This window comes from Chlamydia sp. 17-3921 (genome assembly GCF_902705545.1).
Lineage (GTDB): Bacteria > Chlamydiota > Chlamydiia > Chlamydiales > Chlamydiaceae > Chlamydia.
Window position 1 is genome coordinate 40,039 of record NZ_CACSHH010000015.1, and the last position, 25,790, is coordinate 65,828.

The following is a 25,790-nucleotide window of genomic DNA, read 5'->3' on the forward strand; positions in this document are numbered from 1 at the left end:
CTTATCCAAGAAGGTATATGGACAAAACCTTTTCCACCTCATCCTTAAGTGTATGGAAACGCATTCGCAATAACAAAATGCTTCTATTAGGTTTAGGATCTCTTTCTATACTGACTTTTGGAGCTATATTGTTACCTTGGATTTATCCTTATTACGAACTTACATCTCTAAATGATACTTTAGCTCCCCCTAGCCTACGCTTTCCTTTTGGAACAGACTCTCTAGGCAGATGCATGCTAGCAAGAACTCTACAAGGTCTTCGCCTTTCTCTTCTCATAGCTTTAATAGCTACATTCATAGATGTATGTATAGGATTGCTTTGGTCCACACTTGCTATATTTGGAAATCAAAAACTTAATTTCCTAATGATGCGCACTACTGAAATTCTCTATTCTATACCACGTATTCCTATAGTAATTCTTTTACTCGTGATCTTCAATCACGGTATTTTTCCTCTTGTTCTAGCCATGACAATAACCGGTTGGATTCCAATATCCAGAATTATCTATGGGCAATTCTTACTTCTACAGAATAAGGGTTTTGTTCTCTCTGCAAAAGCCATGAACGCCTCTACTTTTCATATTCTAACAAAGCACCTAATTCCTAACACTCTAGCTCCAATTATTTCTACGCTTATTTTTACTATTCCAGGGGCCATCTATACAGAAGCTTTTATCAGTTTTCTCGGCCTTGGTATTCAACCTCCTCAAGCGAGCTTAGGGACTCTTGTAAAAGAAGGAATCAATGCCATCGACTATTACCCATGGCTATTTTTTTTCCCTTCGTTTTTTATGATAGCCTTATCTATCAGCTTTAATCTTATTGGAGAAGGAGCTAAGGTCTTATTCATTGAGGAGGACTTCCATGAATGATGATTCCCTATTAAATATTTCTGACCTTTCAATTATTTCTGAAAATCCTGATAAAGTCTTGATTCAAAGACTCTCTATGAAATTAAAAAAACAACGCAGTCTCGCTCTTATTGGCGAAAGTGGCTCGGGAAAAACAACGATTACTAAAGCTATTTTAGGCTTCCTACCCAGCAATTGCAAAATCATAGAAGGGAAAATTATATTTGATGGAACAGACCTTGCTCAGCTCTCGCAAAAAAATTTCTATAATATTCGTGGAAAAAAAATTGCTACAATCCTGCAAAATGCTATGGGTTCTTTGACTCCCTTCATGCGCATAGGTGAGCAGATCTCAGAAACCCTCCAACAACATCATCAACACATGAGTAAAAAAGAGGCCTACGAAAAAGCTCAAGACCTTCTTTCTAGCGTCTATATCCCAAATCCCCAACGCTGCCTATATCAATATCCTTTTGAACTTAGTGGTGGTATGCGTCAAAGAGTTGTAATTGCCATAGCCTTATCATGCTCTCCAGAACTTATTCTTGCCGACGAGCCAACTACAGCTCTTGATTCCGTATCCCAAGCTCAAGTTCTAAGAATTCTTCATAAACTTCATAAACAAAACCAATCTGCCATGATTCTTGTTACACACAACCTCGCTCTAGTAACAGAGTTATGTGATGATATTGCTATTATCAACAACGGAAAAATCGTAGAAACTGGGAGCGTACAAGAAATCTTCTCATCTCCTCAGCACCCCTATACCAAACAACTCCTCAATGCAGTTTCTAAAATCCCTATGAAAAAAAATACTACTTTTATCTTAAAAAATAAGTTTCAAAAATATTTTTCTCCTAAGATGGTAGCACATGACTGATCTTGTTACCCTAAAAAACCTTTCTTTATCCATTCGTAATCAAAAAATTTTAAGTAATATTAATCTAACATTAACACGAGGAGAATGCGTGACCATTGTTGGAGCTAGTGGTTCTGGAAAATCTACTCTTGCTCTTGCTATTCTTGGACTCCTAAAACCTTCAGAAGGTTCTATAATTTTTCATCAAGATGTTCCCAAGCCAAAAGCTCAAACCGTTCAAATGATTTGGCAAGATGTTCACTCAAGTTTAAATCCTACAATCTCCATAAAAGATCTTATTTCAGAACCTCTCCGTATTTTGAAAACTTATTCTAAAGCCGAACAACAAAAAGAAATTTTCAATACCTTAGAACTCGTGAACCTTCCTCGAACAATTCTCGATCTTAAACCACATAAGCTTAGCGGAGGACAAAAGCAACGCGTAGCTATAGCAAAAGCCATTGTCTGCCGTCCAGAACTTCTCATCTGCGATGAACCTCTTTCTTCTCTTGACACCTTAAATCAATCTCTAATTTTAGAACTCTTTAAAAAGATTCAACAAGAATATAAGAATACCCTACTTTTCATTACTCATGATATGTCTGCAGCATACTATATAGCAGACACTATAGCCGTTATGGATAAAGGTCAAATCGTAGAGCATGCTCCTAAAGAACAAATCTTCTGTTCTCCATTACATGAAAAAACACAAGAGCTTCTTGATGCTATCCCTCTATTCTCCTTAAAATCAGAAGAAGCTCTTATATAATCATAAAGAACTTGCTTAAAGTTCTTTATAGTATGTAAAATAGTTGTGTATACTGTAATCGGGCAAATCCCTCTTGAGAATGAGTTATAAGATCTATTTGACTTGCTTCTTTTTTCTCAAGAGATTTAAGAATGAGTCATGCCGATAAGACCTTACATAAACAATAATACTCCGAAATTAAGCCATGCACGATTGTCTAGATTAGAAAAGTGCATCTCAAATGCCAACTCCTCTTGTAAACAATTGACAGAAGAAACTTGGCGTGTTACGAGACAAACAAATCTTAAAAAATCGGAGTCTCTTTGACATGGATATTTCCCATATCTTGGAAGATCTCGCTTATGATGAAGGAATTCTCCCTAGAGAAGCTATAGAAGCTGCAATTGTCAAACAAGCTCAAATCACCCCTTATCTTCTACAAATCTTAGAAGACGCAACGAAGCGCATCCCAGAAATTGTAAATGACGGGAGTTATCAAGGTCATCTTTATGCTATGTACCTACTAGCACAATTTCGAGAAACTAGAGCACTGCCTCTAATCATTAAGTTATTTGCCTTCGAAGACGATACACCCCACACTATTGCTGGTGATGTTCTTACTGAAGATCTTCCAAGGATCTTTGCAAGTGTGTGCGATGACAACACGCTCATTAAAGAACTCATAGAAACTCCAAATATTAATCCTTATGTTAAAGCTGCAGCAATTTCTGGGCTCGCAACCCTTGTTGGTTCTCGGAAAGCTTCTAGAGATGCTACCGTGCGCTATTTCGGTGAACTCATAAATTATAGATTAGAAAAAATTCCTTCATTTGCATGGGACAGCCTTATAGCCTCAATATGCACCCTTTATCCTGGAGAACTTTTTTATCCGATAACTAAAGCATTTCAAGCAGGCCTTATTGATACGACTTTTATTAATATGGAAGATATTATCAACATCATAAACGAAGAAAGTGTAGAATCTTGCCTAAAAGAACTTTACTCTTCCACAGAGCTCATTAACGATACTCTGGAAGAAATGGAAAAATGGCTCGAAGATTTCCCTATAGAATCCTAACCAATGAATATAAACTTTTTTCCAGTTACCTAAATGAGGTCCCTAGTGAACATACAAAAGCGCTTTTTATCTCTTTTTTTTCTAATTTTCCTTCTTATAGGTATTTGGTTTTCTCCACACCCAGCATCCATAGATGCTAAAGCTTGGCAACTTTTTGCTGTATTTACAGCAACAATTATCGGAATTATTTTACAACCCCTTCCTATGGGAGCAGTTGTTATCATTGGAATTTCTATTCTCTTACTTACTCGCACTTTAACTCTAGAACAAGGGCTTTCAGGATTTCATAATCCTATAGCCTGGTTAGTCTTTCTTTCCTTCTCTATAGCGAAAGGCTTAATAAAAACTGGTTTAGGAGAACGAGTTGCTTACTTCTTTGTTAGTGTTCTTGGCAGGAGCCCTTTAGGACTAAGTTATGGTCTCGTTATTACAGATTGTTTGTTAGCTCCTGCAATTCCCAGTGTTACAGCCAGAGCTGGAGGCATTCTTTATCCTGTAGTTACAGGACTTTCTGAATCTTTTGGGAGTTCTTCAAAAAAAGGAACAGAAAATCTCATAGGGGCCTTCCTTATTAAAGTTGCTTACCAAAGCTCCGTCATTAGTAGTGCAATGTTTCTTACAGCCATGGCAGGAAACCCACTTGTTGCAGCTTTAGCAAACAACGCCGGTATCACGCTATCTTGGGCAATATGGGCAAAAGCCGCGATTCTTCCTGGATTAATTAGTCTTGTGTGCATGCCTGTTGTCCTTTATAAACTCTATCCACCGACAATTACCTCATGCGAAGAAGCTATTCGAACAGCAAAACTCCGACTTAAGGAAATGGGACCTTTGCAAAAAGGTGAAAAAGTCATCCTAAGTATTTTTGCTCTTCTTATAGTTCTATGGACTTTTGGAGACATTTTAAGAGTTTCTGCAACAACAGCAGCTCTCATCGGTATTTCCTTACTTGTCCTTACAAACATTTTAGATTGGCATAAAGATGTTATAGCAAACAGTACTGCATGGGAAACCTTTATATGGTTTGGAGCCTTAATCATGATGGCTTCGTTCCTAAACCAACTTGGCTTTATTCCTCTCGTTGGAGACTCTGCAGCAGCTATGGCCAACGATCTCCCTTGGATTGTTGGGTTTCCTCTGCTCTTTGTAGTTTACTTTTACTCTCACTACCTATTTGCCAGTAACACAGCTCATATAGGAGCTATGTATCCTGTTTTTCTTGCAGTAGCGATTTCTTTGGGAACCAACCCTATGTTTGCTGCATTAGCATTAGCTTTCTCCAGTAATCTTTTTGGAGGTCTTACCCATTACGGATCTGGTCCAGCTCCCCTATACTTTGGATCCCAACTTGTCTCTGTTAAAGAATGGTGGCGCTCTGGATTTACCCTAAGTATCTTTAATATCGTCATTTGGATGGGTATAGGATCTCTATGGTGGAAAGTTCTTGGATTGATCTAATTGAAAAATTCTCTCAGGGAATTCTCATTGTTTCGAAAATAGAATAAGAATAAGCTGCAAAATTACCGAAAATATCATCGCTCCCTATGCATCCATCTTACATAGATCTCGATACAATAATCAATTCTTACATTCCCCCTCTACCATTAGAATTACAGCAAGCGACAAGCTTGATTCCTCAACAAGATAAAAGTAGATCCTGCAGAGTTTCTGATGAAATCAAGAAACTCTTCCCTCGAACTCATAATCTTCCTTACTTAAAGTTCGTTTCAAAGGAACCTGAACCGACAAAACCTTTAAAGGTCGGTGTTATGCTTTCGGGCGGCCCTGCGCCTGGAGGACATAACGTTATTCATGGATTATTAACTAGTCTAAAGCTCTACAATAAAGACTCGAAGCTTCTAGGGTTTTTAGATAATGGTAACGGCTTAACAAACAACAATACTATAGAAATTACAAAACAATTTCTCTATCCATTTTGCAATTCTGGAGGGTTTAATTGCTTAGGAACTGGAAGAAAAAACATCATCTCAACAGAGGGAAAAGAGGCTTGCTTAGCAACTATAAAAGCACAAAATCTTGATGGTCTTGTGATTATCGGAGGTGACGGATCAAATACCGCAACAGCAATTCTTGCAGAATATTTAGCAAGTGTCTACCCCAAAACCTCTGTTATTGGAGTTCCTAAAACTATAGACGGAGATCTACAACATGACTTATTGGATCTCACTTTCGGTTTTGACACTGCAACAAAGTTTTATTCGTCAATTATTAGCAATATCTCAAGAGATGCGTTATCTTGCAAAGCTCATTACCATTTTATTAAGCTTATGGGACGTTCTGCCTCTCACATTACTTTAGAATGTGCTTTTCAAACACATCCTAATATTGCTCTAATTGGAGAGGAAATCGCAGCTAAAAATCTTCCTCTAAAGACTATCATCCATAAAATCTGCTCAATAATTGCAGATAGAGCTACGATGGAAAAGTATTACGGTATTATCCTTATTCCTGAAGGCATTATTGAATTTATCCCAGAAATTACAAATCTTATTAAGGAAATAGAAACCCTGCCAGATAATGCAAATAAGATTTCCCAACTATCACCAGAATCTCAACTATTGATTCGTAGCTTTCCAACTCTAATCATAGATCAGTTACTTCATGATCGCGATGCCCACGGGAATGTTTATGTCTCAAAAATCAGTATTGAAAAACTTTTAATCTATCTCGTTCAAAATCATCTTCGAAAATATTTTAAGTCGGTTCCTTTTAATGCTATATCACACTTTTTAGGTTATGAAGGGCGCTCTGGAGTTCCTACAAAATTTGATAATGATTACGGTTACTGCTTAGGATTCGGTGCTGGAGTTTTGGTACAACATCGTTGTAACGGTTATCTCGCCACTATAGAATCTTTAGCTTGTCCCTTTGAAAAGTGGCGTCTCCGAGCTATCCCCATAGTAAAAATGTTTACGTTAAAACATAAATCCGATGGATCTCTATGTCCTCAAATCAAAAAACACCTAATAGATATTGGTAGTCCAGCATTTAACAAATTCAAACTCTACAGAAAAATTTGGGCTCTAGAAGATTCTTATAGATTCTTAGGACCTCTCCAATTACAAACTCCACCAGAAACACATTCAGATAATCTCCCTCCATTAACATTGCTTTTAAACCACAACCATTGGCGTCACCAATGTCATGTTTGCATGGAAATTCCTGACGGCAGTTATTAGAACTACAAAGATATCTAAAAAATCCATCTAAAGAGTCTTTATAAAGACTTGGGAATTTCTCTCGACTAATTTATTCATAAAAATTACATTATCACTAAGACCTCTAGAAATAGGATCCTCTTTTGACAATAAGTATGGCAAGTAGTCATGAACACCGTTCTATGCTGTCAATGACTCTCCTAAATGATGTAACAACTTTTGGAGTTCTTCATACTCCAAAATATTCCAAAGCTCCCCATCCTTTGGTCATAATTCTTCATGGCTTAGCTTCAGATAAGACAGGAACTAATAGATCTCACGTTCACCTTGCTGAAATACTTTCTAAATCAGGAATAGCTTCGTTAAGAATCGACCTTCCAGGACATGGAGATAGCGATCGACATCTTCAAGATTTTTCCCTGGAAGACTATAAAGCTAGTGTACGAGAAATTATAAATTATGCTCTTGAGCAACCTTACGTAGACAATAAAAACATTGCCATTTTTGGCTCCTCTTTAGGAGGGACTCTTGCTCTTCTTAATATAGCCGCAATGCCACAAATAAAGAGCCTAGCTCTCTGGGCTCCGACAATTCTAGGCTCTTTATGGCTTCAAGAAACTCTAAATCAACTCCAACCAATTATCAGTTCAACAAATGAAGAAATTCTCTATGCAGGGTTTCCTATAAATAAAGCTTTCTGCTCTCAGTTTCTAGATTTAAATATCCTTGAAGAAATCAACCTTTTTTCTTCTACATTATCAATTCTTTATATGCAAGGTTTGCAAGATACCCTAGTTTCTCCACAACATCAAAAGTTGTTTGTCGAAGCTTTTGCAAACAAAAATAATCCTTTGGAACTCAAAACATATCCTAGTATTGATCATTCCTTTGTTTCTACAAATTCTTCTATCTTCTCAGATCTTATACAGTGGTTAAAAAGAGAACTCATCTCTCAAGGCTAGCAGTGGAACTACTCTCTTTAAATAAAAGTTACTTCGAAATTCAGCGTTTACGTTATCGTCCAGACACGTTATCTTTTCTAAAAACTATAAAATCGCAACACATTAAAGAATTCCCAGCGCCATCTACAGACCTGCAAGAACTTCAAGAAAAAATTCCTAACTTATGTCGAATTCCTGAAGTATCCATTTATGAGGGAGAGGCGACTCCATCCTCTCCATTAAAAATAGGAGTCCTTCTATCTGGAGGTCAAGCTCCTGGAGGACACAATGTTGTCATTGGCTTGTTTGATGCTCTAAAAGCATTCAATCCTAAAACTCGATTATTCGGATTTATCAAAGGGCCTTTAGGGTTATCTCGAGGACTTTATAAAGATTTAGACGTCTCGACAATTTATGATTATTACAATGTTGGAGGATTCGATATGCTTTCTTCCAGCAGAGAAAAAATTAAAACTGAAGAACAAAAAAGTATTATTCTTTCGACTGTAAAAAAGTTAAAACTTGATGGTTTGCTTATCATTGGAGGAAATAATTCGAATACCAACACAGCAATGTTAGCAGAGTATTTTCTTACTAACGGCTGCTCGACTTCCGTAATTGGAGTTCCTAAAACTATAGATGGGGATCTTAAAAATCATTGGATAGAAACTTCTTTAGGATTCCACACTTCATGTCGCATCTATTCAGAAATGATCGGGAATCTTACTAAAGACACCCTTTCAATAAAAAAATATCACCACTTTGTCAGACTTATGGGCCAACAAGCGTCTTATACAACTTTAGAATGTGGCCTCCAAACTCAGCCCAATATTACCCTAATCAGCGAACACATCGCCATAAGGAAAATTTCCCTACAAAAACTTTGTGAACACATTGCTTTAGGCCTTGTTAGCCGTTACCGTTCTGGAAAAAATTATAGCACTATGCTCATTCCTGAAGGCCTTATCGAACATATTTCTGATACACGAAAACTTATTAATGAACTTAATATCTTACTTCTAGATCAACACAATTCTTTAGAAAAAATCATAGAAAAACTTTCTCCAGAAGCTCTTAAAACATTCCACTCTCTTCCTGTAGATATAGCGCGTCAAATTCTAATCACCAGAGATTCTTATGGAAACGTTCGTGTATCAAAGATTGCTACTGAAGAACTTCTTGCAATCTTAGTAAAAAAAGCTATTCAAAAAATAGAGCCTAAAATGGATTTTCACCCTGTAACCCACTTTTTTGGTTACGAATCTCGAGCAGGTTTCCCATCAAATTTTGATTCAAATTATGGTATAGCTTTAGGAATCATTTCGGCTTTATTTCTTGTTCGGAAAAAAACGGGCTATATGGTCACAATAAATAACTTAGCGGAGCCCTATTCTCAGTGGAAAGGAGGAGGAACTCCCCTATATAAAATGATGCACATAGAAAACCGTTGTGGAGTAGCAACTCCCGTTATTAAAACAGATTCTGTACATCCTAATACCCCAGCTTTACAACATCTTCTAAAACAAGGTGAGGATTGCTTGATTAATGATTTCTATCGTTTTCCTGGGCCATTACAATATTTTGGGAACGAAGAACTCGTAGATCAACGTCCATTAACATTACTTTGGGAAAATAAGAACAGATAATAAAAAAGCTAGAATTCTGACAAAGATCAGACGCTTCCCTTAAATTTTTATTCAAAAGACCTGAATAAGTATACAAGTATAGCGGTAGTCGGACTTGAACCAACGACACGCAGATTATGATTCTGCTGCTCTAACCACCTGAGCTATACCGCCACAAAAAACGATGGTAAATAGCGGGAGAAGGATTCGAACCTCCGACCTTTGGGTTATGAGCCCAACGAGATGACCACTACTCTATCCCGCGATAAGTCAATGAATCTATCAAACTTGAGTATTTTTACACAAGGGAATAAAGCTCTTTAATGCTTGCCAGGCACGTTCAAAAGAAACTTCTTCTTCAATAAGGAAGTCAATACCTTTCTGAATCAAAGCTTTTCTTTCTTCAGGATGATTTAACAAAAACAAGACCTGATCTGCAATAGGTTTGGAACCATCCAAACAAATACCAACATTTGCTGCTAATAAACGTTCAGCAAGCTCTGATTGCGAGGTAAGACAAGGACCAAAAAGTAAAGGAACCTTGCTTTGCAAAGGTTCAAGAAGATTATGTCCTCCTATTTTGGGATCAAAAGTTCCACCGACAAAAGCAACATCTCCAGCAACGTAAAGCTGTTTCAGTAATCCAATCTCATCTACAATAACAACAGAGGCATCTTGAAACGAAGTGTTTTGACTCCATAAACCATAAAGGATATTTCGTTTACGAAAGCGCTCCTCTAGGTCTTTGGTTTTTTCTATATGTCTAGGAACCCACAAAACACGAATGTTGTTTTGAAAAAATTTCTCCATAATTGGTAGCCATTTTTCTTCATCACTTTTGTGTGTAGAGCCTAGAACAATAAGCTTATCTTCCGCGGACAAACCTAAACGTTTTCTCCAATAACTTCGACTTAAATTCCCGGAAGAAGGCTTTCCTAAATAAGTTTTTATATTTCCTGTGATCTGTATTTTTTCTTCAGCAACTCCAAGAGAAAGAAAACGTTGTTTATAGACTTCATCTTGAAGTAAAAACATATCTACAGGAGAAAAATAATTTTTTCCTAAACGTTTTAGAAACTTAAAACCTCGAGAAGAATCTGCAGAAATACGTCCATTTATAACAATTATAGAAGCACCTATACATTTAGCCTCTTCAACAAGATTCAACCAACAATCTCCTTCAGAAAACACCATTAAAGAGGGTGATAGTCTTCTTACTAGAGGTTTGATAATTAAGCTAAAATCTAAAGGTAAAACAGAAACAACCAAGCCCAAAGAACTATACAACTGTTCTGCTTGTTTCACTCCAGCTTCTGTACAAGCTGTGATCATTGCACGCCAATGAGGATATTCTTCAACAAAGCGTTCGATAACAGGATAAAGTAAACGAACTTCTCCTACAGAAGCTCCATGAAACCAAACCAAAGGACCGCATCCTGGAACTTCAATCTTCTTTATTCCAAAGCGCACTCCTATCGAACGCTTATACTTTCCATAAACAATCATTTTATAGATCAGCTTAGGAAGTGATAAAATGAAAGCAAAGATTAAAGCTAAATCATAAAAATATTGAAAATATCGGTATAAAAATCGCCTAATCATATAACAAAATTTATAAGCTTATTCGGAACAAAAATCTCTTTCTTGATTTGGACTCCTTCCAAATACTTAACGACCGCATTTCTTGCTAATAAAAGAACCTGATCTTTAGGCAGATCTTTATTAAGATCTAAGCGACCTCGTAGCTTCCCATTTACTTGAATAACAACTGTAACACGGTTTGCAGTTAAGTACTGCTCTTCAACTACTGGCCATGCAACGCGATCTATGCCAGCTTTATGTCCCAAATAAAGCCACAATTCTTCACTAATATGAGGTGCTATCGGAGCAAGAACTCTAACAGCTAAAGTTAAAGCTGCCTTAGAATATACTGGAAGTTTTAAAAAATTGTTTAAAAATTCCATAAAAGTAGAGGGAATTGTATTTAATGATAATTTTTCAATATCTTCTGTCACACGGTATACTAGTCTATATGCTAAAACCAATCCTTCTCGATCATCAACGTCTTGTACTTTCGAAGAAGTTACTAGTTCAAAAAACCGATTGAGAAAACGCCGACACCCAGCAACGCCTTGATTAGACCAAATCTTATTTTTATCTAAAGGTCCTGAAAACATTGCATACATACGCAGAGCATCCGCACCATACTCTTCTATTAGAGTTTGTGGATCTACACCATTAAGTTTAGATTTCGACATTTTTTCTTGACGAACAAGGACTTTTTCTCCAGAACTCGTAAACCACAAACCTCCTTTTTCATAAACCTCATGAGAGTAAAGATAACCTTTTCCTGGTAAACGGTAGGAGGTTGCTAAAACAAGTCCTTGGTTAATTAGCTTCTGAAAAGGCTCCTTTGTTGATACAAGACCGGAATCATAAAATACTTGATGCCAGAATCGCGCATATAACAAATGAAGAACAGCGTGTTCTGCCCCGCCAATATAAAGATCCACAGGCATCCAATATGCCTCTTTATCTTTAGACCAAGGCTCTAAAAAATTATGGGCATCACAAAAACGAAGATAGTACCAACAAGATCCAGCCCACTGAGGCATGGTGTGAGTTTCTCTTCTACCATGTTTGTCGGTTTTATTATCATAGACAAATACCCATTCCTTTACTTTAGCTAGAGGACCCTGCCCAAAACCTTCGGGATGATAATCTTCTATATCTGGAGGAAGTAAAGGAAGTTCATCATCATCTAACGGTCTACTCGTTCCATCTTCAAAATGAAGTATAGGAATAGGCTCTCCCCAATATCTCTGACGTGAAAAAAGCCAATCTCGTAATTTATAAGCAGTTCTTGCTTTTCCTAAACCTAAATTCTCTAAATACTCAACGGTATATTTTTTAGCCTCTTGTCCAGATAAACCATCCAGACAAAAATCCTCAAACTGACTTCGAATGCACACTCCTTCAGCATCTATAACTTCATAAATAGGCAAAGAAAAACTTTTTGCAAATTCTCGGTCCCTTTCATCATGTCCAGGGACCCCCATAACAACTCCAGATCCATAACTAAGAATTACATAATCCGCAATCCAAATAGGAATTTCTTCATTTGTAATGGGGTGTTTTGCATAGCTTCCTGTAAAGACGCCATTTTTGTCTTTCGTGAAACTTAACCTATCTCGTTCACTTCGACTTGCGACCTCTTGAATATAAGCTTCCACTTCTTCTCTTTGAGCATCCGCTATTAAATCTGATACTTTAGGATGCTCTGGGGCAATGGCAAGAAAGCTTACGCCACAAATTGTATCAGGACGCGTGGAAAATACTTCTAAAAAATCTTTTGTATTAAGCTGAAAGCGAATAGTTGCACCCTCAGATTTCCCAATCCAATTTTTTTGAAGCTGTTTGACATTTTCTGGCCAATCAAGATCGTCCAAACCTTCTAGAAGCCTATCTGCATAAGCTGTGATCTTTAAAATCCATTGTCGAAGCATCTTCCGTTCAACGGGATATCCACCTTCAATTGACAGTCCATTTTCAACCTCTTCGTTTGATAAGACTGTGCTAAGCTTCGGGCAATAATTCACAGCCATATCTGCCATGTAAGCAAGCCCTTGCTCATAAAGAAAAAGAAAGAGTTTTTGAGTCCAACGATAATAATTAGGATCACTAGTAGCAAATTCTCTATCTTCATCATAAGAAAATCCCATAGCAGATAGTTGCAACTTAAAATTAGATATGTTTTTTTCTGTAGTAATTTTGGGATGTGTTCCAGTTCTCATTGCATATTGTTCTGCGGGCAAGCCAAAGCTATCCCACCCCATGGGATGTAAAACGGAAAAGCCTCGAGCTCTTTTATATCTTGCTATAATATCTGTCGCAGTATAGCCAATTAAATGCCCTACATGGAGACCAGCACCAGAAGGATAGGGAAACATATCTAAAACATAGTACTTTGTCTTTTGCTGATCTTCAGTAGCCTTAAAACTCTTGTTCTCTTGCCAAAACTTCTGCCATTTTTTCTCGATTAAATTGGGGTCATAATGCATAAAAACCTGGAAAACACTAAGTGTTATAAATGTAAAGCTTCTTAGTGTACTTCTCTCCTAGAGAAAAGACAAGAGTCTTTATAATCTTTCAAAGAACTTTTAGATTAAAAAATTCATTACTAAACAACTTCTCCCTATATTGACAAAAAAATTATCCCCCCTTAACCTTTTAGCATTCTTTTTCTTTAAATCAACAGGACGTGTGTGAGAAATCTTGTTGCGCTAATTTCATTGTTTTCGTTCCTTTTCGTGATTCCGGTATCGGAAGCCACGCTCATTCCAGGATTTCCAAATATTTCCGAGGATATGCTCCAAATCAGCTTGGAAACTGAAGATTTTAGAGAAACCTGTAGGGCTATTAATATCAAAAGTGGGGATTATAATCTTATAGGAGTCCTTCATCTTCCAACAACAACAATGCCAAAAAACGGTTATCCTACAGTCGTTTTATTTCATGGATTCCGAGGCAACAAACTTGGTGGAATACAAAAACTTTATAGAAAGCTTGCACGAGAGCTTGCATATAATGGGATAGCCTGTGTACGTGTTGATATGGCAGGATGTGGAGATAGCGAAGGCTGTTCAAACTCTGTTCCAATAAAATTATATCTGGAGAATGGTAAAGATATTTTTCTAACTATTAAACACTATCCAGAAGTTGATTCAAATAGGCTAGGAGCCGCAGGATTCTCTTTAGGCTGTCATACAGCTATCTCTCTTTCCAAAGTTTATAATCCCAAAGATTTTGTATTAAAATCTCTAAGTCTCTGGGCTCCTATCGCTGATGGAGGAATTCTTTTAAAAGAGCTTTATACACAGTTTAACACAAACAAGGACAGCGCCAGTTGTGTAGGCAAAGACTTTGGTTTAGGACCTTTGCCTTTAGTCGTCTGCCCCTGTGACATTGATGACATTCTTTGTCTTCAAGATCATATTGTGGTGAATTCTATTCCTTATCCTAAGATGCGTATCCTACATCAACAGGGGGAAGACGACAACATTGTCTCTCTGACGCAACAACGCTTGTTTAAGCAAATGGCTCCAGGAGGAATGACATTCCAAACATATTGTAATACAGGACATAGTTTAGAAAACTCTCCTCATAGTGATACCATTATCCAAAAAATAGTTACTCATTTTTTAAAAACACTTTAAAAATCAGCCTATAGTAATTGAAACGCAAAACACTATTTCAAAATAAAACCTGAATCCTCCCTTGATTCCTCTTAACATTTGATTTATACTAGGTCTTTTCGCCCTTTCCCCTAACTAGGAAAAATATGACAGATATTTTAGTCATAGGAGCCAACCCTACAGGTCTCATATTAGCGAATATGCTGATACAACATGATATTTCTGTTAAAATCATCGATCACCGAAACTCTTCAGAAAATCCCAACTTCCTAGATTGTCGAAACCTCCCTATAATCTTATCTTGTTCTGCTCTGGAGCTTCTCCATAATGGAAAGCTTTTAAATAACTTTGTAGAGAAGCAACACAAAATCTTTGGAGCACGTTATCACTGGAAAAAACGCACACTATTATTTAAATTCAATCAACATAACAATTCTCCAACACCTTTTTCTATTATTACTACGTATGGAGAACTTGAACAACATTTAATAAACACATTTCTGACCAGAGGTGGAGTTATAGATTGGGCAACACGTCCAGTTACTCTAGTTGAAGATAGAATTTTTATCGAAAGCACTGCGTTATCACAAAATTTTGAAAAACGAGAAATCTATAATCCGAAATGGATTATTGCTTGTGAAGCAGATGCTGACCCTGATATCAAAGATCTTTTGAAAACACACGTCAAGCTCCGTAAAACTCACAAGGAAACTTTCTTTATAAACTGTGATGAAGGACAGTCCTTTGAAGAAAGTCATGCCCATCTGATTCCTCTGACAAAACTTTTCTTAAATTTTGTTTTCTATAACCCTATAGAAAAAACCAAACAACTTTGTCTTGCTCATGCGTTGTCTCCAAAGCTTAAAGAAAAATTACGACATACATATAATCTTATAGTTTCTGAAGAAGGCTCTCATATTAAAACTTCTTTTAACGTTTTGCCTTCGGAGTACAGCAACATGCTATTTTTAGGACAGCTTACTCATAGCTTATCCTTCTCTTATTTGAATGGAGTGAATACTAATATCCATTCAGCTTTTAATCTTGCATGGAAACTTATTCCTGTATTAAAACGTGCTGCTTCAAAATATCTTATTAAATCCAAAGAACAGCGTGAAGGAAACATACTTCCTCTCTTTAGCGAAAAAGTTGAAAGAAGGACAAAAAATCTACCGTTTTCTTGTTTCTATGCTCCAGCATTAATGTATTATTTTTTAAAAGGATGTCGACAGCTTGATAATGTTGGTGGAGAATATTATTATCCCCCACACAAAGCATTAAAATACTGCTCTAGCGATCTAATTAAAATCACCCCTCAAGATAAAGAAATCCAAGGGCCTAGACCAGGAATGAGAGCGGCTGATATCCAATTAGAAGAAGGCTCTTTTCTTTTAGATTCTCTTCGAGGCATGAAACATCTACTACTATTCTTTAAGGACCGTAAAGATCTTTGTCAGGCTCTTCAAGAAGAGTACGGAGAGTGGATAGAAGTTAAGATTATAAAGGATCCTAAGATTTTAAAACTTTATCACGCTAATCCGGACTCCTTATTTATTATCCGTCCAGATCGTTATATTGGATATAGAACTCACACTTTCAAATTGCACGAGCTTATTTCTTACCTACTCAGAATCTTCGCTTCCGAAAAGATTACTTAAATCTAATAAAACCTCTTCATCCGTAAGGGAAAAACTTTCCTTTATTGACTGTAGTACAGATTTTCTTTCTTTAATCTGTCCTAACTCTACAGAAATCTCTTCCAAACGTCTGACCCCAGCCCTTAAAACATCACCAAAAGCAGCTTCTTTGGCTTGAACATGCTCAGAAACTTTAACAAGTTTCTGAGAAATCTCTTGGTATTCTCGAACCCGTCTTACAGAGCTATTAATTTGAAACTCTAACTCTTTACACATCTGTATAATAACTTCTTGAGGAATTATCTCTATTCGCGTCAAAAATTCTTGGATATGTTGCTGATATTCTTCATGGGGTGTTGTCTCATAAAAAGAGCTAACTATTTGTAAAAGCTCTTTGAAGAAACTAAGATTGTTTCTTTCTCGGGCTAGCTCTCGCATAACAAAACTAACTCGTTGTAGAGATGTTTCACATCTATGACCAAAACTCATTTCAATGCCTTCAGTAAGAATTTGATCCGCAGCATAAAGCTCACGCATCAAACCTGCGGTAGACGTGTAAAGAGCCGAGCCTGAAGATATACCATAAGCAGAGCTTTCTAAAGATTCGTGTTTTTCAAGATAGGCGGCTAATGCAGTGAGAGCCTTGGAGCATTCATCAACCCCCAATACATCTTTATTTTGAAGCTTATCCAAAAGCTGTTGAAGTTTTCGTTTAGCATCTTCTGCTAAAGATCTACCACTACCTCCAGTTGCCGAAGAAAAGCGCATAAACGGCACAAGGTGTCCTAATCCTGAAATTTTTAGAATTTCCTCACGACTTTCTAAAACTGCCTCAATTTTAACACGAGCTTCTTGTTCTTCATACAAACGGATTTTTCGAGTTCTTAATTCAAACTCATCTCGTAAACGAGCCTGACAAGATCCCAAACACGACCCCATCTCAAGTTCTGCTTCTAAACGGGAAAGATTACCATCAGAGGCGATCTTAAGCACACGCTCTTTAAATGCCTTTTTAGCTTTTTCTTTCTCTTGAAGACTAGAGGTTTTACTATAAATGGTCTGACAGAACTTATTTAAAGTTCGGACTTCTTCAGAAACATCAATCGAAACAGGCTCTTTATTAGGTATCCTTTGAATTGCAGTAAAGAGAACATTACGAGCTTCTACTTTTTTTCTTATTTCCTTTTCTAAATTTTCACGAAGATCTTGTTCTTCTTGTTCTTGTTTTTCTAGGCTACTAAGGTAAGATTTTTCATTTGCAAAAACTCTCTGATCTGAGCACAATTTCAATCTCTCTGCGATCAAACTATCTTCTTGAGTATCTAGCAGTTTAAGCTCTTTCTCTATCTCTTTAAGATTTTGTACTGTTTCAGCTATTTCTGAAGCCCCTGTTACTTTTGTTGTAACTTGATCTTTAAGAAGGTCTTTCTTAAAGAGCTTTTTCATACGTGAATCTATTTTTTTCGCATCCGAACGCAATTCTTTAGCAATATCTTTAAATTTCTTCGGCTTAGCTCCTGGATTTCCATCAAGATCTTTAAGCATTTCATTAGCCCAGGTTTTTTCAAACCCTTCAAGCTGCAAGACATCCTGAAGTTCAGATAAACGCTTGACGTCTTCATTACCAAACTCTGAAGGAAGTATTTTCGTAGCTGGAATAAACTTCTTCGCAGTCTCAACAACACGTACATCAAACAGATGTTTTTCAATGAAGTGGTCCATAACCATGGGAATAATTCGCATGAATACAGAGAGAACGCAGATTCCAAAAACAATCCAAACCATCTGCGTTGAGATAAAAGCTATACCAAGAGCCGTAGCTATTAATCCCAAAATTCCACTAATAATTGACTGGGCCATTCCCCACTTATCAATAGTTTTCTGTAAGTTCTTTAAAAAATTATTCAAACTAGCATGTCGAGATTTTTGAGTATTTGTATAAGATTTTTTTGCACATGCAGCACTCGCTATCAATCCTTGATCCACTTCTGAAGTCTCTTCAGAAACGATCAAAGTGTCGTCTCCAGATTTTTTGATACTTTGAGCTTTTAATGATTCTTGAAGATTAAGGAATGAGTTGGAACTGAAAGTGTGCATGGCACTAAACAGTTTTGAAGAATTTTCAATAATCCTATCTGTTTGCAGGTCTTTTGGATTATTCATGGAGTTTTCAAACTCCGTCATTCCAGAAACAATCTCATCTAAACCACGAATACCTTCTTGAATCAATCTTTGGAGTTGCAAACCTTGCTGCTGACGTTGGCTTTCTCGTAAAGCTTGTGCTTGAATTTTAAACTTAGCTTCTCGATTACGTTGATTTTTATCTAAAGTTTTCTCTTGAGTTGTAAGAGCAGAAAGCAATAGGGAGCTTCCTGAAACGCATTCTTCTTGTGTTCTTTTATGAATCGTGCTTAGATACTCTTTACACGTTGCAAGCTGCCCTACTAAAACACGATATTCTGCAGACCATAAAGCAAGTTCCTCTTCCTTGGGGAAAGTTGCTGCACCACCACCAGACAACTCTTTGAATGTTGCTTTAAGAGACTTTTCACAGTCTTTTAAGAATTTAGCAGTTTCTTCAGCACCTTCTTCACTAAAATTTTTTACCTCACCAATATATTTTTCAAAATTCGCAAATGATGAAGAGAAGTCGTGAAGAAAAACTCGAGAAAGCTTAGTATCTTTAAAGGCAATATATTGCTGTTCCCAAAGTTGTAACTTCTCTCGAAGTTGCTTAACAGCGTTTAAAATTTCAGTTTTTTCCTGAAAGACTTCTTCAAAAGACTTATTAGAAACCGCCCCCCAAATGTCAGAATGCAATCTACATTCGATTTGATTTAAACTTCCATTTAAAGATGCGAGCAATCTCTCAGGATGTTTTTGCACTGCATTAGTTAGATCATAACTCGCACTTCTACCAAACTGTACGACTCCACGAATCTTATCCATGAATTTCCCTAGGTCTCCCAAACCTACAAGAGCCTTTACTAAGGATCTTTCTGCCTTAGCTTCGACTATTTTAAGGCTATCTTCAGGAAGCCCTCCAGCTCGAGAACGTATCTTCTTACACTCATTTACAAGCTGACCATGCAAATCTGCTAAACGTTTTATGTTCTCTTGTTTTTTCTCTGGAGTTTTTACAATATCGGAGACTGTATGTGTTATTCCTAAAATTAGTTTCAGGCGAACAGAGTCACATGCTTCATGTGTTGCAAGCTTGTGACATAGTGTTTCTATTTGCGGAGCATTCTTTTCAAGAATATCACCTCTTACAGAAGAAGCCACTAAACAAGAAAGCGCTTCGAGATCAACAAGCCATTGTGCAGAGAGTAAATTTGCAACTAGGGAAGAAAGCTTCGAAAACGTTTTTGAAGCAAAATCTAAAGTACTTACTCCTTGAAGGAAAAATTTCTTAGTGACTCCTGATAAAGAAGGATTCCAAGAGGCTAAAGTTTTACTATGTAAGAAACTTCGCTCATACTGATCAAAGGCTCGACGAGCTTCAATTCCGACATGAGCCCCAAAGCTACACGCACTCATGATGGTCTTCGCTAGATCTATAAAACTTCCTGGAGGAATTATGGCATCAGGACTAATTCCAACATCAAGCAGGGCTTTTTGCTTTACAGTATTAATAGCCTCGTTACCTGGGCTACCCTTAAGAATCTCTGATTTAGCTGCACATACAGCATTAATGTACTTGCTCCACATCTCCAAAGTCGGGGAAGAATTTACTCCGACTAAGGCATTTGTTTGATAACGCTTTGGAAGATCCCCTGCAAAATCTAAAGACTTATCTAAAGTAGCACCACCATCATAAGTCGCATCTACACTAAGGTGTGCTTGTTGCATAATTTTTTCTTTGAAGCCTTTTTTAGGCTTTGGGAGCTCTATGCCATATTTATAAAGTGTAGACCGAGTAAGGGAGGGATGCTGACTCAATAATTGCTGCCGATATACTTGAAGAGACCTATATTTCAAGCGAATTGCGTTACACGTATTTCTAAGCTTGTTACCAATAATTAGGGTGACAAGCCCAAAACCCAAACCTACAACGACAGGAATCCAAACAGGAATTCCAAAGAACATACTTATAGGAAGTATAAAGGTTACTGCCATTCCAATGACAGTGATAATAACGAGAGCTATTTTGTACAGTCGGCATTTTTTAATTTCCGAAGACTCCATAGACTCAAGTTCGTCATTCAAAGCTTCTAAAAGTTGCCGATGAGAAGTTAAAGGAGCGCGTATTCCATGAATTTCGTGACCCAAAGAAAGAGCGGTCTCTTTAGGTACACTTGGGTTATTAACCCAAGGTAAAGAGTTACTTTCGATCCCAGAGGTAGAGGACATACTTTCTCCAAAATTATAATAAAACTTATATAGTTAGAGAAGTATTATATTAGAAAAAGATTTTATAATAAATCGTTTAAATTGAGGAATTTCTTTTTATAAAGAAAGGGTAAATTTTTTTATTCCTGTTGTAGAATTTTTAGTAAAGATTCTTTATTAAGCAAAGCTATTCCTAATTCCTGAGCTTTTTGAAACTTTGATCCCGGATCATTCCCAACAACAAGATAATCTGTTTGTTTAGAAACTGAAGACAAAACCTTCCCTCCACGACTACGAATAGCCCTCTCAATATCAGCCCTTGTCATGTCAGGCAGGGTCCCAGTGATAACAAAAGTCTTTTCTTTACAAGGAGAGTCCACAGCAGCACAATAAGAAGTTACTCGAACTCCCAAATCTAGCATCTTCTTTATTTCTTCAAGATTCTTAGAATTTTGGAAGTAGTCTCTTATAGAGATTGCAACCTTATCTCCTATCCCTTCAATAGAGAGAAGCTCCTCCTCAGAAGCTGAAAGAATCCTGTCTAAACTTCTAAAATGCTTAGCTAATGAAGTTGCAACTCCTATACCCACGTAGGGAATACTTAAAGACACAAGAAATCGATCTAAGAACACGTCTTTAGCTTTTTCTATACTCTTTAAGATATTCGCTACGGAACGCTCTCGAAATCCTGGAACCAGCAACAAATCCTCTTTAGAAAGTAAAAAGATGTCCGAACACGTACGCAATAAACCCATTTCAAAAAGTTTTAAGATAACTTTTTCTCCCAAATGTTCAATATTTAAAGCTGAGCGCCCCGCAAAAAAACATATTTTCTCAATAGCTCCAGCAATACAAGTAGGATTAACACAACGAATAGAAACCTTATCATCCTCTTGAATAACCTCTCCATGACATACAGGACATCTTTCAGGCATTTTCCACGGAGAGGCATTAGTATTTCGTTTTGTTAGAACAACACTGACAATTTTAGGAATAATTTCCCCTCCTTTTTCTATAAGGACAGTGTCGCCAATGCGGATATCTTTTCTATGAATCTCCTCTTCGTTATACAAAGACGCTCGAGATATCAAAGACCCAGACAAAAAAACAGGTCGTAATTTAGCTACAGGAGTCAAAACGCCAGTTCTTCCAACCTGAACTATGATATCTTCAAGAAGAGTTTCTGCTTGCTCTGGAGCATATTTGTAAGCTAAAGCCCATCGATAATGCTTTCCTGTCATTCCCAAGATTTTTTGATCGTTCAAGCTATTAACTTTGATTACAGCTCCATCGATTTCCATAGGAAGTTGGTTTCGCAGTTTTTGTATATTTTCTAAAGAAATTAATACTTCTTCCGAAGATTTACACAATTGAGGCATACCGCATACTGGGAAACCCCACTTACGACAACATAAAAGATTTTCATAATGTGATTCACAGTAGTTCTCAGACAAAACTGTATAAATAGAAATTTCGAGCTTCCTTTGAGCTACTTTCTTTGGAGATAATAACTTTAATGTACCTCCTGCAGCATTACGGGGATTTGCAAACTCTGGTTTCTCAAGAGATCTCTGTCTAGCGTTAATCTTATTAAACGTAGCTCTAGGGAAAAATACCTCTCCGCGAATTTCTAAAGTCTCTGGAGCTTGTTCAGGAAGCCTTAGGGGTAGTGAACGTATAGTGCAAATATTTGCCGTAATATCTTCTCCCTCTCGTCCATTTCCACGACTCATAGCCTGTACTAAAACACGATTTTCATAACGTATGGAAACAGCTATACCATCGATTTTAAGCTCTACAGTATAAACTGGAAAGAAGCCCAAACTTTTCTCTACCCGAGAGAAAAATTCATTAAGCTCTTCTATAGAATAACTATTTGCAATAGAAAGCATAGGCTGTTGGTGAACAACAATAGACAGATCCCCAGAAGGACGGTCTCCAAGGCGAGACGATGGAGACCAAAGAACTTTCCATTCAGGATGCAGATCCTCAAGAAGCTGCAATTCCTTTATTTTCATATCGTAATCGTAATCTGAGATCAGAGGCTCATGTAACACGTAATAACGATAATCAAGTTTCTCTATCTCTAGACACAAATTCAAGTAATACTCTTGAGAATTTTTATCCCCCATACAGGAATCTCTTACTTAACTTCCTGAACACAACGAAATCCATAGGTACTATTAATTGCACCGGGATTATTACGATGTCTATGAGCACAGCGTAAATCATTTTTTAAACTTTTCCAACATCCCCCTCGCAGCACGCGATAAACACCTTGTGTAGGGCCACGAGGTGTTTCTAACTCCTGAGCAGAAATTTCATAAAAATCGTAGGCATACCAATCTTGACACCACTCATAAACATTTCCTGCCATATCGTATAGCCCATAGGCATTAGCTGGATAACTCATAACTGCAGTTGTATCCGAAGAAAAGAAATTTGCTTGAGTCTTATCAATTTCTTCTCCACAAGGATAACGATGTTGAGCAACCCCTCCCCCTGCGGCAACTTCCCATTCAGCTTCTGTAGGCAAACGCTTTCCTACCCAAGCAGCGTACCCTGAAGCTCCGTACCAAGTTACTCCTACAACGGGATGTTTTGCATATCCTGGTTCAATGACAAGTTTCCCTGATCGTTTCTGAATCCGAGAGTCTTTTAATCGAATAAGCTCATTATAGTTCTTGTCTTGTTCTCCATAACAATCCAAATACCGAATAAACTGCTCATTAGTTACAGGATGAACATCTAAGAAAAAACTTTGGAGTAATACTTGATGTATAGGTTGCTCATCCCTTTGTCCTTCGAGGCTTCCACGAGAAAAAATCCCCCCTTCGATGAAAACCATGTCTGTTAACAAAGGCTGAGGCTTTGTTTCTTCTTTATCTTGTTCGACATAACGACTAACAACAGGCTCACGAATCAATAACGATTGAAGAGCCTGGGAATAACCCTCTTCTTCTTTAAGATCCACAGAATTTACTTCTGTGGAGGTATCCATAACCTCGTCTATCGAGCGAGCCTCAACCAAAACAAACTCTAAGGCTTCTGAAGTTTTCTGCATCTCGGTTTCTTTTCGCAAAGCTTCTGGAAGAGGTATTGTTGTAGGCTCTTCTATTATTTCACGAACGAAATTCTGAGTACAATTAGAAATCGTACTCAATAATTGCTCTCCTAAGGATTTTTTCACTAATAAAGGAGTTAAAGTTCTCGCTCTTTTTTCTACAGAAGAAGTTAAACAAGCTCTTAATAAGCTATCCCAATCATAAACATAATCTGGAAAAGTTTCCGAAGGCATCGAGAAAACTCCTTGAGGAACTTTTCCAAATAATAAGTAATAAACAAAGACACCGAAAGCATAAACATCTCCCAAACCTTTTTCAGAGCTTTGTTCTGGAGCAAGAAATAGCAGTATTTGTTTTAATTTTTCTTCTAGAAGATTTGTGGAACTCTCTAACACGGATTGCAAAGAGTGTTCCCTTAATAAAGAAGAAAATCCTAATTCTGGAAGAACAATCTCTGGTGAACTTCCAGAAACATCTACATGCACGGAACTCAAATGAATGCCACCATGTATAAGTCCTCGAGCATGTGCATAATCCAAAATAGAAGCTAACTGCTTAGAGAAATCCACTATCTCTAATTCTGACAAAGGCTGAGAACGACTATTCAAATACTGCTGTAAAGATAATGTTGGGATTTCTCTTTCTGAAGTAACTAGAAAATACTGTCCCTCTGATTGAGAAACATTTTCAATAGTAAGAATGCCACGATGTTTAAAAGTAGCTAATTTTACAATAATTTCATGAAAAGCTTCCATGAAAACTTCTGAAGAAGTGAATTCAGGAAGCAGTAATTTTAAGATATAATGTTTTTTTATAAAGCGATGCTCTACGAAGAAGTCTTGACTCCATAGCGTTCGGCCGAGATGACGAAGAATCTTATAATCTCCTACAAATTCAACTTCTACATCTTTTTCGCCTTCCATAGAGAAGCTCCTATCTTTTGGGTTTTCCTCCCAATACTACATATTAGCTTAACTATAGTAAGGGAAAACGAAGATTGCAATAAGCAAAGAAGCATAAAAAAAGAACGTTAGAATTTTTCTCTAACGTTCTTCTTAAGCAGGTTCTTACTATTAAGAATATAAGATTTTCTCCTAACAGAAGATAAAAAACCATTTTCTATCTTATGAATCAAATTCACTAGTTGTGTTTACGGGAGAACTTGATCTATTATTTATGCCTACATCCTCCGAATCACTTAATTGTAAAGAATCACTGTCGCGCCCTTTCTTTACAATCAACTCTTGATCTTCGTTGTCTTTAGGTTTAGCTTTTCCACCAACACCAAGCAATCTTAAAGCTACTATAACAACCCAAGCAAGAGAGAGTAAACCTAAGACAAGACAGCCAATTCCAGTAAGCACTCCTAAGGGACCTCCTATAGCCGCAGCGACAATCCCACAAATTATTGCAGCCATTGCTACAGCTCCAATTAGAGCGGTCGTAGCAACTCTGCAAATATCTCTCCCCTTATTTTTTGCTTGGAAAGAAGGAATAGCTTCTGGTGAACAATCTACTTTTCCCAAGCCTGAGCAAACACCCTTTAATTGTTGAATAGAAAACATTGGATCCTCAATAAAAATCAAAATTCATAAAACATCAGTTCTAATTTCTCCTTAAAGCCCCGATCCAAGCATAAATCACGCTTCGGCAAAAATTTTTAATTTTCAGAAAAAACTTTAAAAAGAAACTTTTCAATCATAAGCACGCAAAATAACTTAACTTGTACGACTTAAATAGAAAGGCATTAGACAGGATATAGCTAAAAATAGTAAACATAAAAAAATTATATGAAAGGCTTGTCGAGAAAGTTAAAGAAAAGAAAAAGTCTTTTACGCTGGAGTTTTTCTTTTTAAAGCCATTTGAAGCTCTGAAGAAAGAAATTTCCACTTTAACATATTTGATCTCCAAGAAAACTCGCGAGAAAGCTCTTTATTATGCAATATTATGGCGGTTATTCCTATAGACAATAAAGAAGCTGCACCAATAGCAAGAGTACAGATTCCCCATGAAGGCAATCCAGTTAAAACTCCAACCCCAAATAAAGTTGCGAAAATAGCCAGTCCCAACCCAAGTACAACAAACGTTGCGTGAATAAGTACGCGGTATCTTGCGACTTTCCAAGCGGTGTCTCCAGTATTAGAAAGCTTTTGATACTCTTGTAAAAGCTGTTCTACTGTTTTTTTTAAAGGTGGTTCAATTAGCATAGTTTAAAGAATATATAATTTAAAAAACGGTAAAACCTTACATTAAAATAGATTTTTTATCTATTCTAAAAAC

General features: G+C 37.0%; 17 protein-coding genes and 2 tRNA genes. 10 read left to right on the top strand and 9 right to left on the bottom strand.

The features are described 5' to 3' along the window. Positions 1-17: 17 nt before the first annotated feature. The 8 genes from JMS40_RS03980 to JMS40_RS04015 all read left to right on the top strand — a co-directional run bounded on the left by JMS40_RS03980 (position 18) and on the right by JMS40_RS04015 (position 9,302). The gene (locus tag JMS40_RS03980; RefSeq protein ID WP_201456988.1) at positions 18-872 is read left to right on the top strand and encodes an ABC transporter permease; all 855 of its coding nucleotides are present in this window, start codon (positions 18-20) and stop codon (positions 870-872) included. Continuing rightward, entirely contained in the window at positions 865-1,731 is an 867-nt protein-coding gene (locus tag JMS40_RS03985) for an ABC transporter ATP-binding protein (protein ID WP_201456989.1), read from the top strand. The genes JMS40_RS03980 and JMS40_RS03985 overlap by 8 nt, the downstream gene beginning before the upstream one ends. Continuing rightward, a complete protein-coding gene (locus JMS40_RS03990) occupies positions 1,724-2,479 on the top strand; it encodes an ABC transporter ATP-binding protein (protein ID WP_201456990.1) in 756 nt (251 codons plus the stop codon). The genes JMS40_RS03985 and JMS40_RS03990 overlap by 8 nt, the downstream gene beginning before the upstream one ends. Before the next feature lie 307 nt (positions 2,480-2,786). After that, entirely contained in the window at positions 2,787-3,536 is a 750-nt protein-coding gene (locus JMS40_RS03995) for a DUF1186 domain-containing protein (protein WP_201456991.1), read from the top strand. A gap of 45 nt (positions 3,537-3,581) precedes the next feature. Beyond that, positions 3,582-4,994: an anion permease gene (locus tag JMS40_RS04000; protein ID WP_201457094.1), complete on the top strand. Its 1,413-nt coding sequence runs from the start codon at positions 3,582-3,584 to the stop codon at positions 4,992-4,994. A gap of 86 nt (positions 4,995-5,080) precedes the next feature. Then, entirely contained in the window at positions 5,081-6,736 is a 1,656-nt protein-coding gene (locus JMS40_RS04005) for a diphosphate--fructose-6-phosphate 1-phosphotransferase (protein ID WP_201456992.1), read from the top strand. Between the two features lie 134 nt (positions 6,737-6,870). After that, on the top strand, positions 6,871-7,677 hold the full coding sequence (locus JMS40_RS04010; protein WP_236558954.1) for an alpha/beta hydrolase: 807 nt from the start codon (positions 6,871-6,873) through the stop codon (positions 7,675-7,677). 2 nt (positions 7,678-7,679) lie between these two features. Beyond that, positions 7,680-9,302: a diphosphate--fructose-6-phosphate 1-phosphotransferase gene (locus tag JMS40_RS04015; protein WP_201456993.1), complete on the top strand. Its 1,623-nt coding sequence runs from the start codon at positions 7,680-7,682 to the stop codon at positions 9,300-9,302. A 79-nt stretch (positions 9,303-9,381) separates the two neighbouring features. On the opposite strand, the gene JMS40_RS04020 is transcribed toward JMS40_RS04015, so the two are convergent. From JMS40_RS04020 to leuS, 4 genes are all read right to left on the bottom strand, one after another. After that, positions 9,382-9,455, bottom strand: a tRNA-Met gene (locus JMS40_RS04020). 18 nt (positions 9,456-9,473) lie between these two features. Beyond that, positions 9,474-9,546 (bottom strand) — tRNA-Met (locus JMS40_RS04025). Between the two features lie 17 nt (positions 9,547-9,563). Continuing rightward, positions 9,564-10,883: a lipid IV(A) 3-deoxy-D-manno-octulosonic acid transferase gene (gene waaA / locus JMS40_RS04030; RefSeq protein WP_201456994.1), complete on the bottom strand. Its 1,320-nt coding sequence runs from the start codon at positions 10,881-10,883 to the stop codon at positions 9,564-9,566. Beyond that, a complete protein-coding gene (gene leuS, locus JMS40_RS04035) occupies positions 10,880-13,342 on the bottom strand; it encodes a leucine--tRNA ligase (RefSeq protein WP_201456995.1) in 2,463 nt (820 codons plus the stop codon). The genes waaA and leuS overlap by 4 nt, the downstream gene beginning before the upstream one ends. 204 nt (positions 13,343-13,546) lie before the next feature. Here leuS and JMS40_RS04040 point away from each other — a divergent pair, with 204 nt between their 5' ends. Further along, positions 13,547-14,497 carry an alpha/beta hydrolase gene (locus JMS40_RS04040; protein WP_236558949.1) on the top strand — a complete coding sequence of 317 codons (951 nt, stop codon included), beginning with the start codon at positions 13,547-13,549 and terminating at the stop codon, positions 14,495-14,497. Positions 14,498-14,622: 125 nt separating this feature from the next. After that, on the top strand, positions 14,623-16,134 hold the full coding sequence (locus tag JMS40_RS04045; RefSeq protein WP_201456996.1) for an FAD-dependent monooxygenase: 1,512 nt from the start codon (positions 14,623-14,625) through the stop codon (positions 16,132-16,134). On the opposite strand, the gene JMS40_RS04050 is transcribed toward JMS40_RS04045, so the two are convergent. The 5 genes from JMS40_RS04050 to JMS40_RS04070 form a co-directional block, all read right to left on the bottom strand. Further along, positions 16,099-20,466: a hypothetical protein gene (locus tag JMS40_RS04050; protein WP_201456997.1), complete on the bottom strand. Its 4,368-nt coding sequence runs from the start codon at positions 20,464-20,466 to the stop codon at positions 16,099-16,101. The genes JMS40_RS04045 and JMS40_RS04050 overlap by 36 nt on opposite strands. Positions 20,467-20,585: 119 nt before the next feature. Continuing rightward, entirely contained in the window at positions 20,586-22,577 is a 1,992-nt protein-coding gene (ligA, locus tag JMS40_RS04055) for an NAD-dependent DNA ligase LigA (RefSeq protein ID WP_201456998.1), read from the bottom strand. 11 nt (positions 22,578-22,588) lie between these two features. Next, the gene (locus JMS40_RS04060) at positions 22,589-24,433 is read right to left on the bottom strand and encodes an SUMF1/EgtB/PvdO family nonheme iron enzyme (RefSeq protein WP_201456999.1); all 1,845 of its coding nucleotides are present in this window, start codon (positions 24,431-24,433) and stop codon (positions 22,589-22,591) included. Between the two features lie 201 nt (positions 24,434-24,634). After that, positions 24,635-25,075: a hypothetical protein gene (locus JMS40_RS04065; protein ID WP_201457000.1), complete on the bottom strand. Its 441-nt coding sequence runs from the start codon at positions 25,073-25,075 to the stop codon at positions 24,635-24,637. Between the two features lie 267 nt (positions 25,076-25,342). Further along, on the bottom strand, positions 25,343-25,717 hold the full coding sequence (locus JMS40_RS04070) for a hypothetical protein (RefSeq protein ID WP_201457001.1): 375 nt from the start codon (positions 25,715-25,717) through the stop codon (positions 25,343-25,345). Between the last annotated feature and the right edge of the window lie 73 nt (positions 25,718-25,790).

Bases quoted from the DNA above. Each gene is read 5' to 3' on its own strand.
- JMS40_RS03980 (WP_201456988.1), top strand. From the start codon at position 18: ATGGACAAAACCTTTTCCACCTCATCCTTAAGTGTATGGAAACGCATT.
- JMS40_RS03985 (WP_201456989.1), top strand. From the start codon at position 865: ATGAATGATGATTCCCTATTAAATATTTCTGACCTTTCAATTATTTCT.
- JMS40_RS03990 (WP_201456990.1), top strand. From the start codon at position 1,724: ATGACTGATCTTGTTACCCTAAAAAACCTTTCTTTATCCATTCGTAAT.
- JMS40_RS03995 (WP_201456991.1), top strand. From the start codon at position 2,787: ATGGATATTTCCCATATCTTGGAAGATCTCGCTTATGATGAAGGAATT.
- JMS40_RS04005 (WP_201456992.1), top strand. From the start codon at position 5,081: ATGCATCCATCTTACATAGATCTCGATACAATAATCAATTCTTACATT.
- JMS40_RS04010 (WP_236558954.1), top strand. From the start codon at position 6,871: ATGGCAAGTAGTCATGAACACCGTTCTATGCTGTCAATGACTCTCCTA.
- waaA (WP_201456994.1), bottom strand. From the start codon at position 10,883: ATGATTAGGCGATTTTTATACCGATATTTTCAATATTTTTATGATTTA.
- leuS (WP_201456995.1), bottom strand. From the start codon at position 13,342: ATGCATTATGACCCCAATTTAATCGAGAAAAAATGGCAGAAGTTTTGG.
- JMS40_RS04045 (WP_201456996.1), top strand. From the start codon at position 14,623: ATGACAGATATTTTAGTCATAGGAGCCAACCCTACAGGTCTCATATTA.
- JMS40_RS04050 (WP_201456997.1), bottom strand. From the start codon at position 20,466: ATGTCCTCTACCTCTGGGATCGAAAGTAACTCTTTACCTTGGGTTAAT.
- ligA (WP_201456998.1), bottom strand. From the start codon at position 22,577: ATGGGGGATAAAAATTCTCAAGAGTATTACTTGAATTTGTGTCTAGAG.
- JMS40_RS04060 (WP_201456999.1), bottom strand. From the start codon at position 24,433: ATGGAAGGCGAAAAAGATGTAGAAGTTGAATTTGTAGGAGATTATAAG.
- JMS40_RS04065 (WP_201457000.1), bottom strand. From the start codon at position 25,075: ATGTTTTCTATTCAACAATTAAAGGGTGTTTGCTCAGGCTTGGGAAAA.
- JMS40_RS04070 (WP_201457001.1), bottom strand. From the start codon at position 25,717: ATGCTAATTGAACCACCTTTAAAAAAAACAGTAGAACAGCTTTTACAA.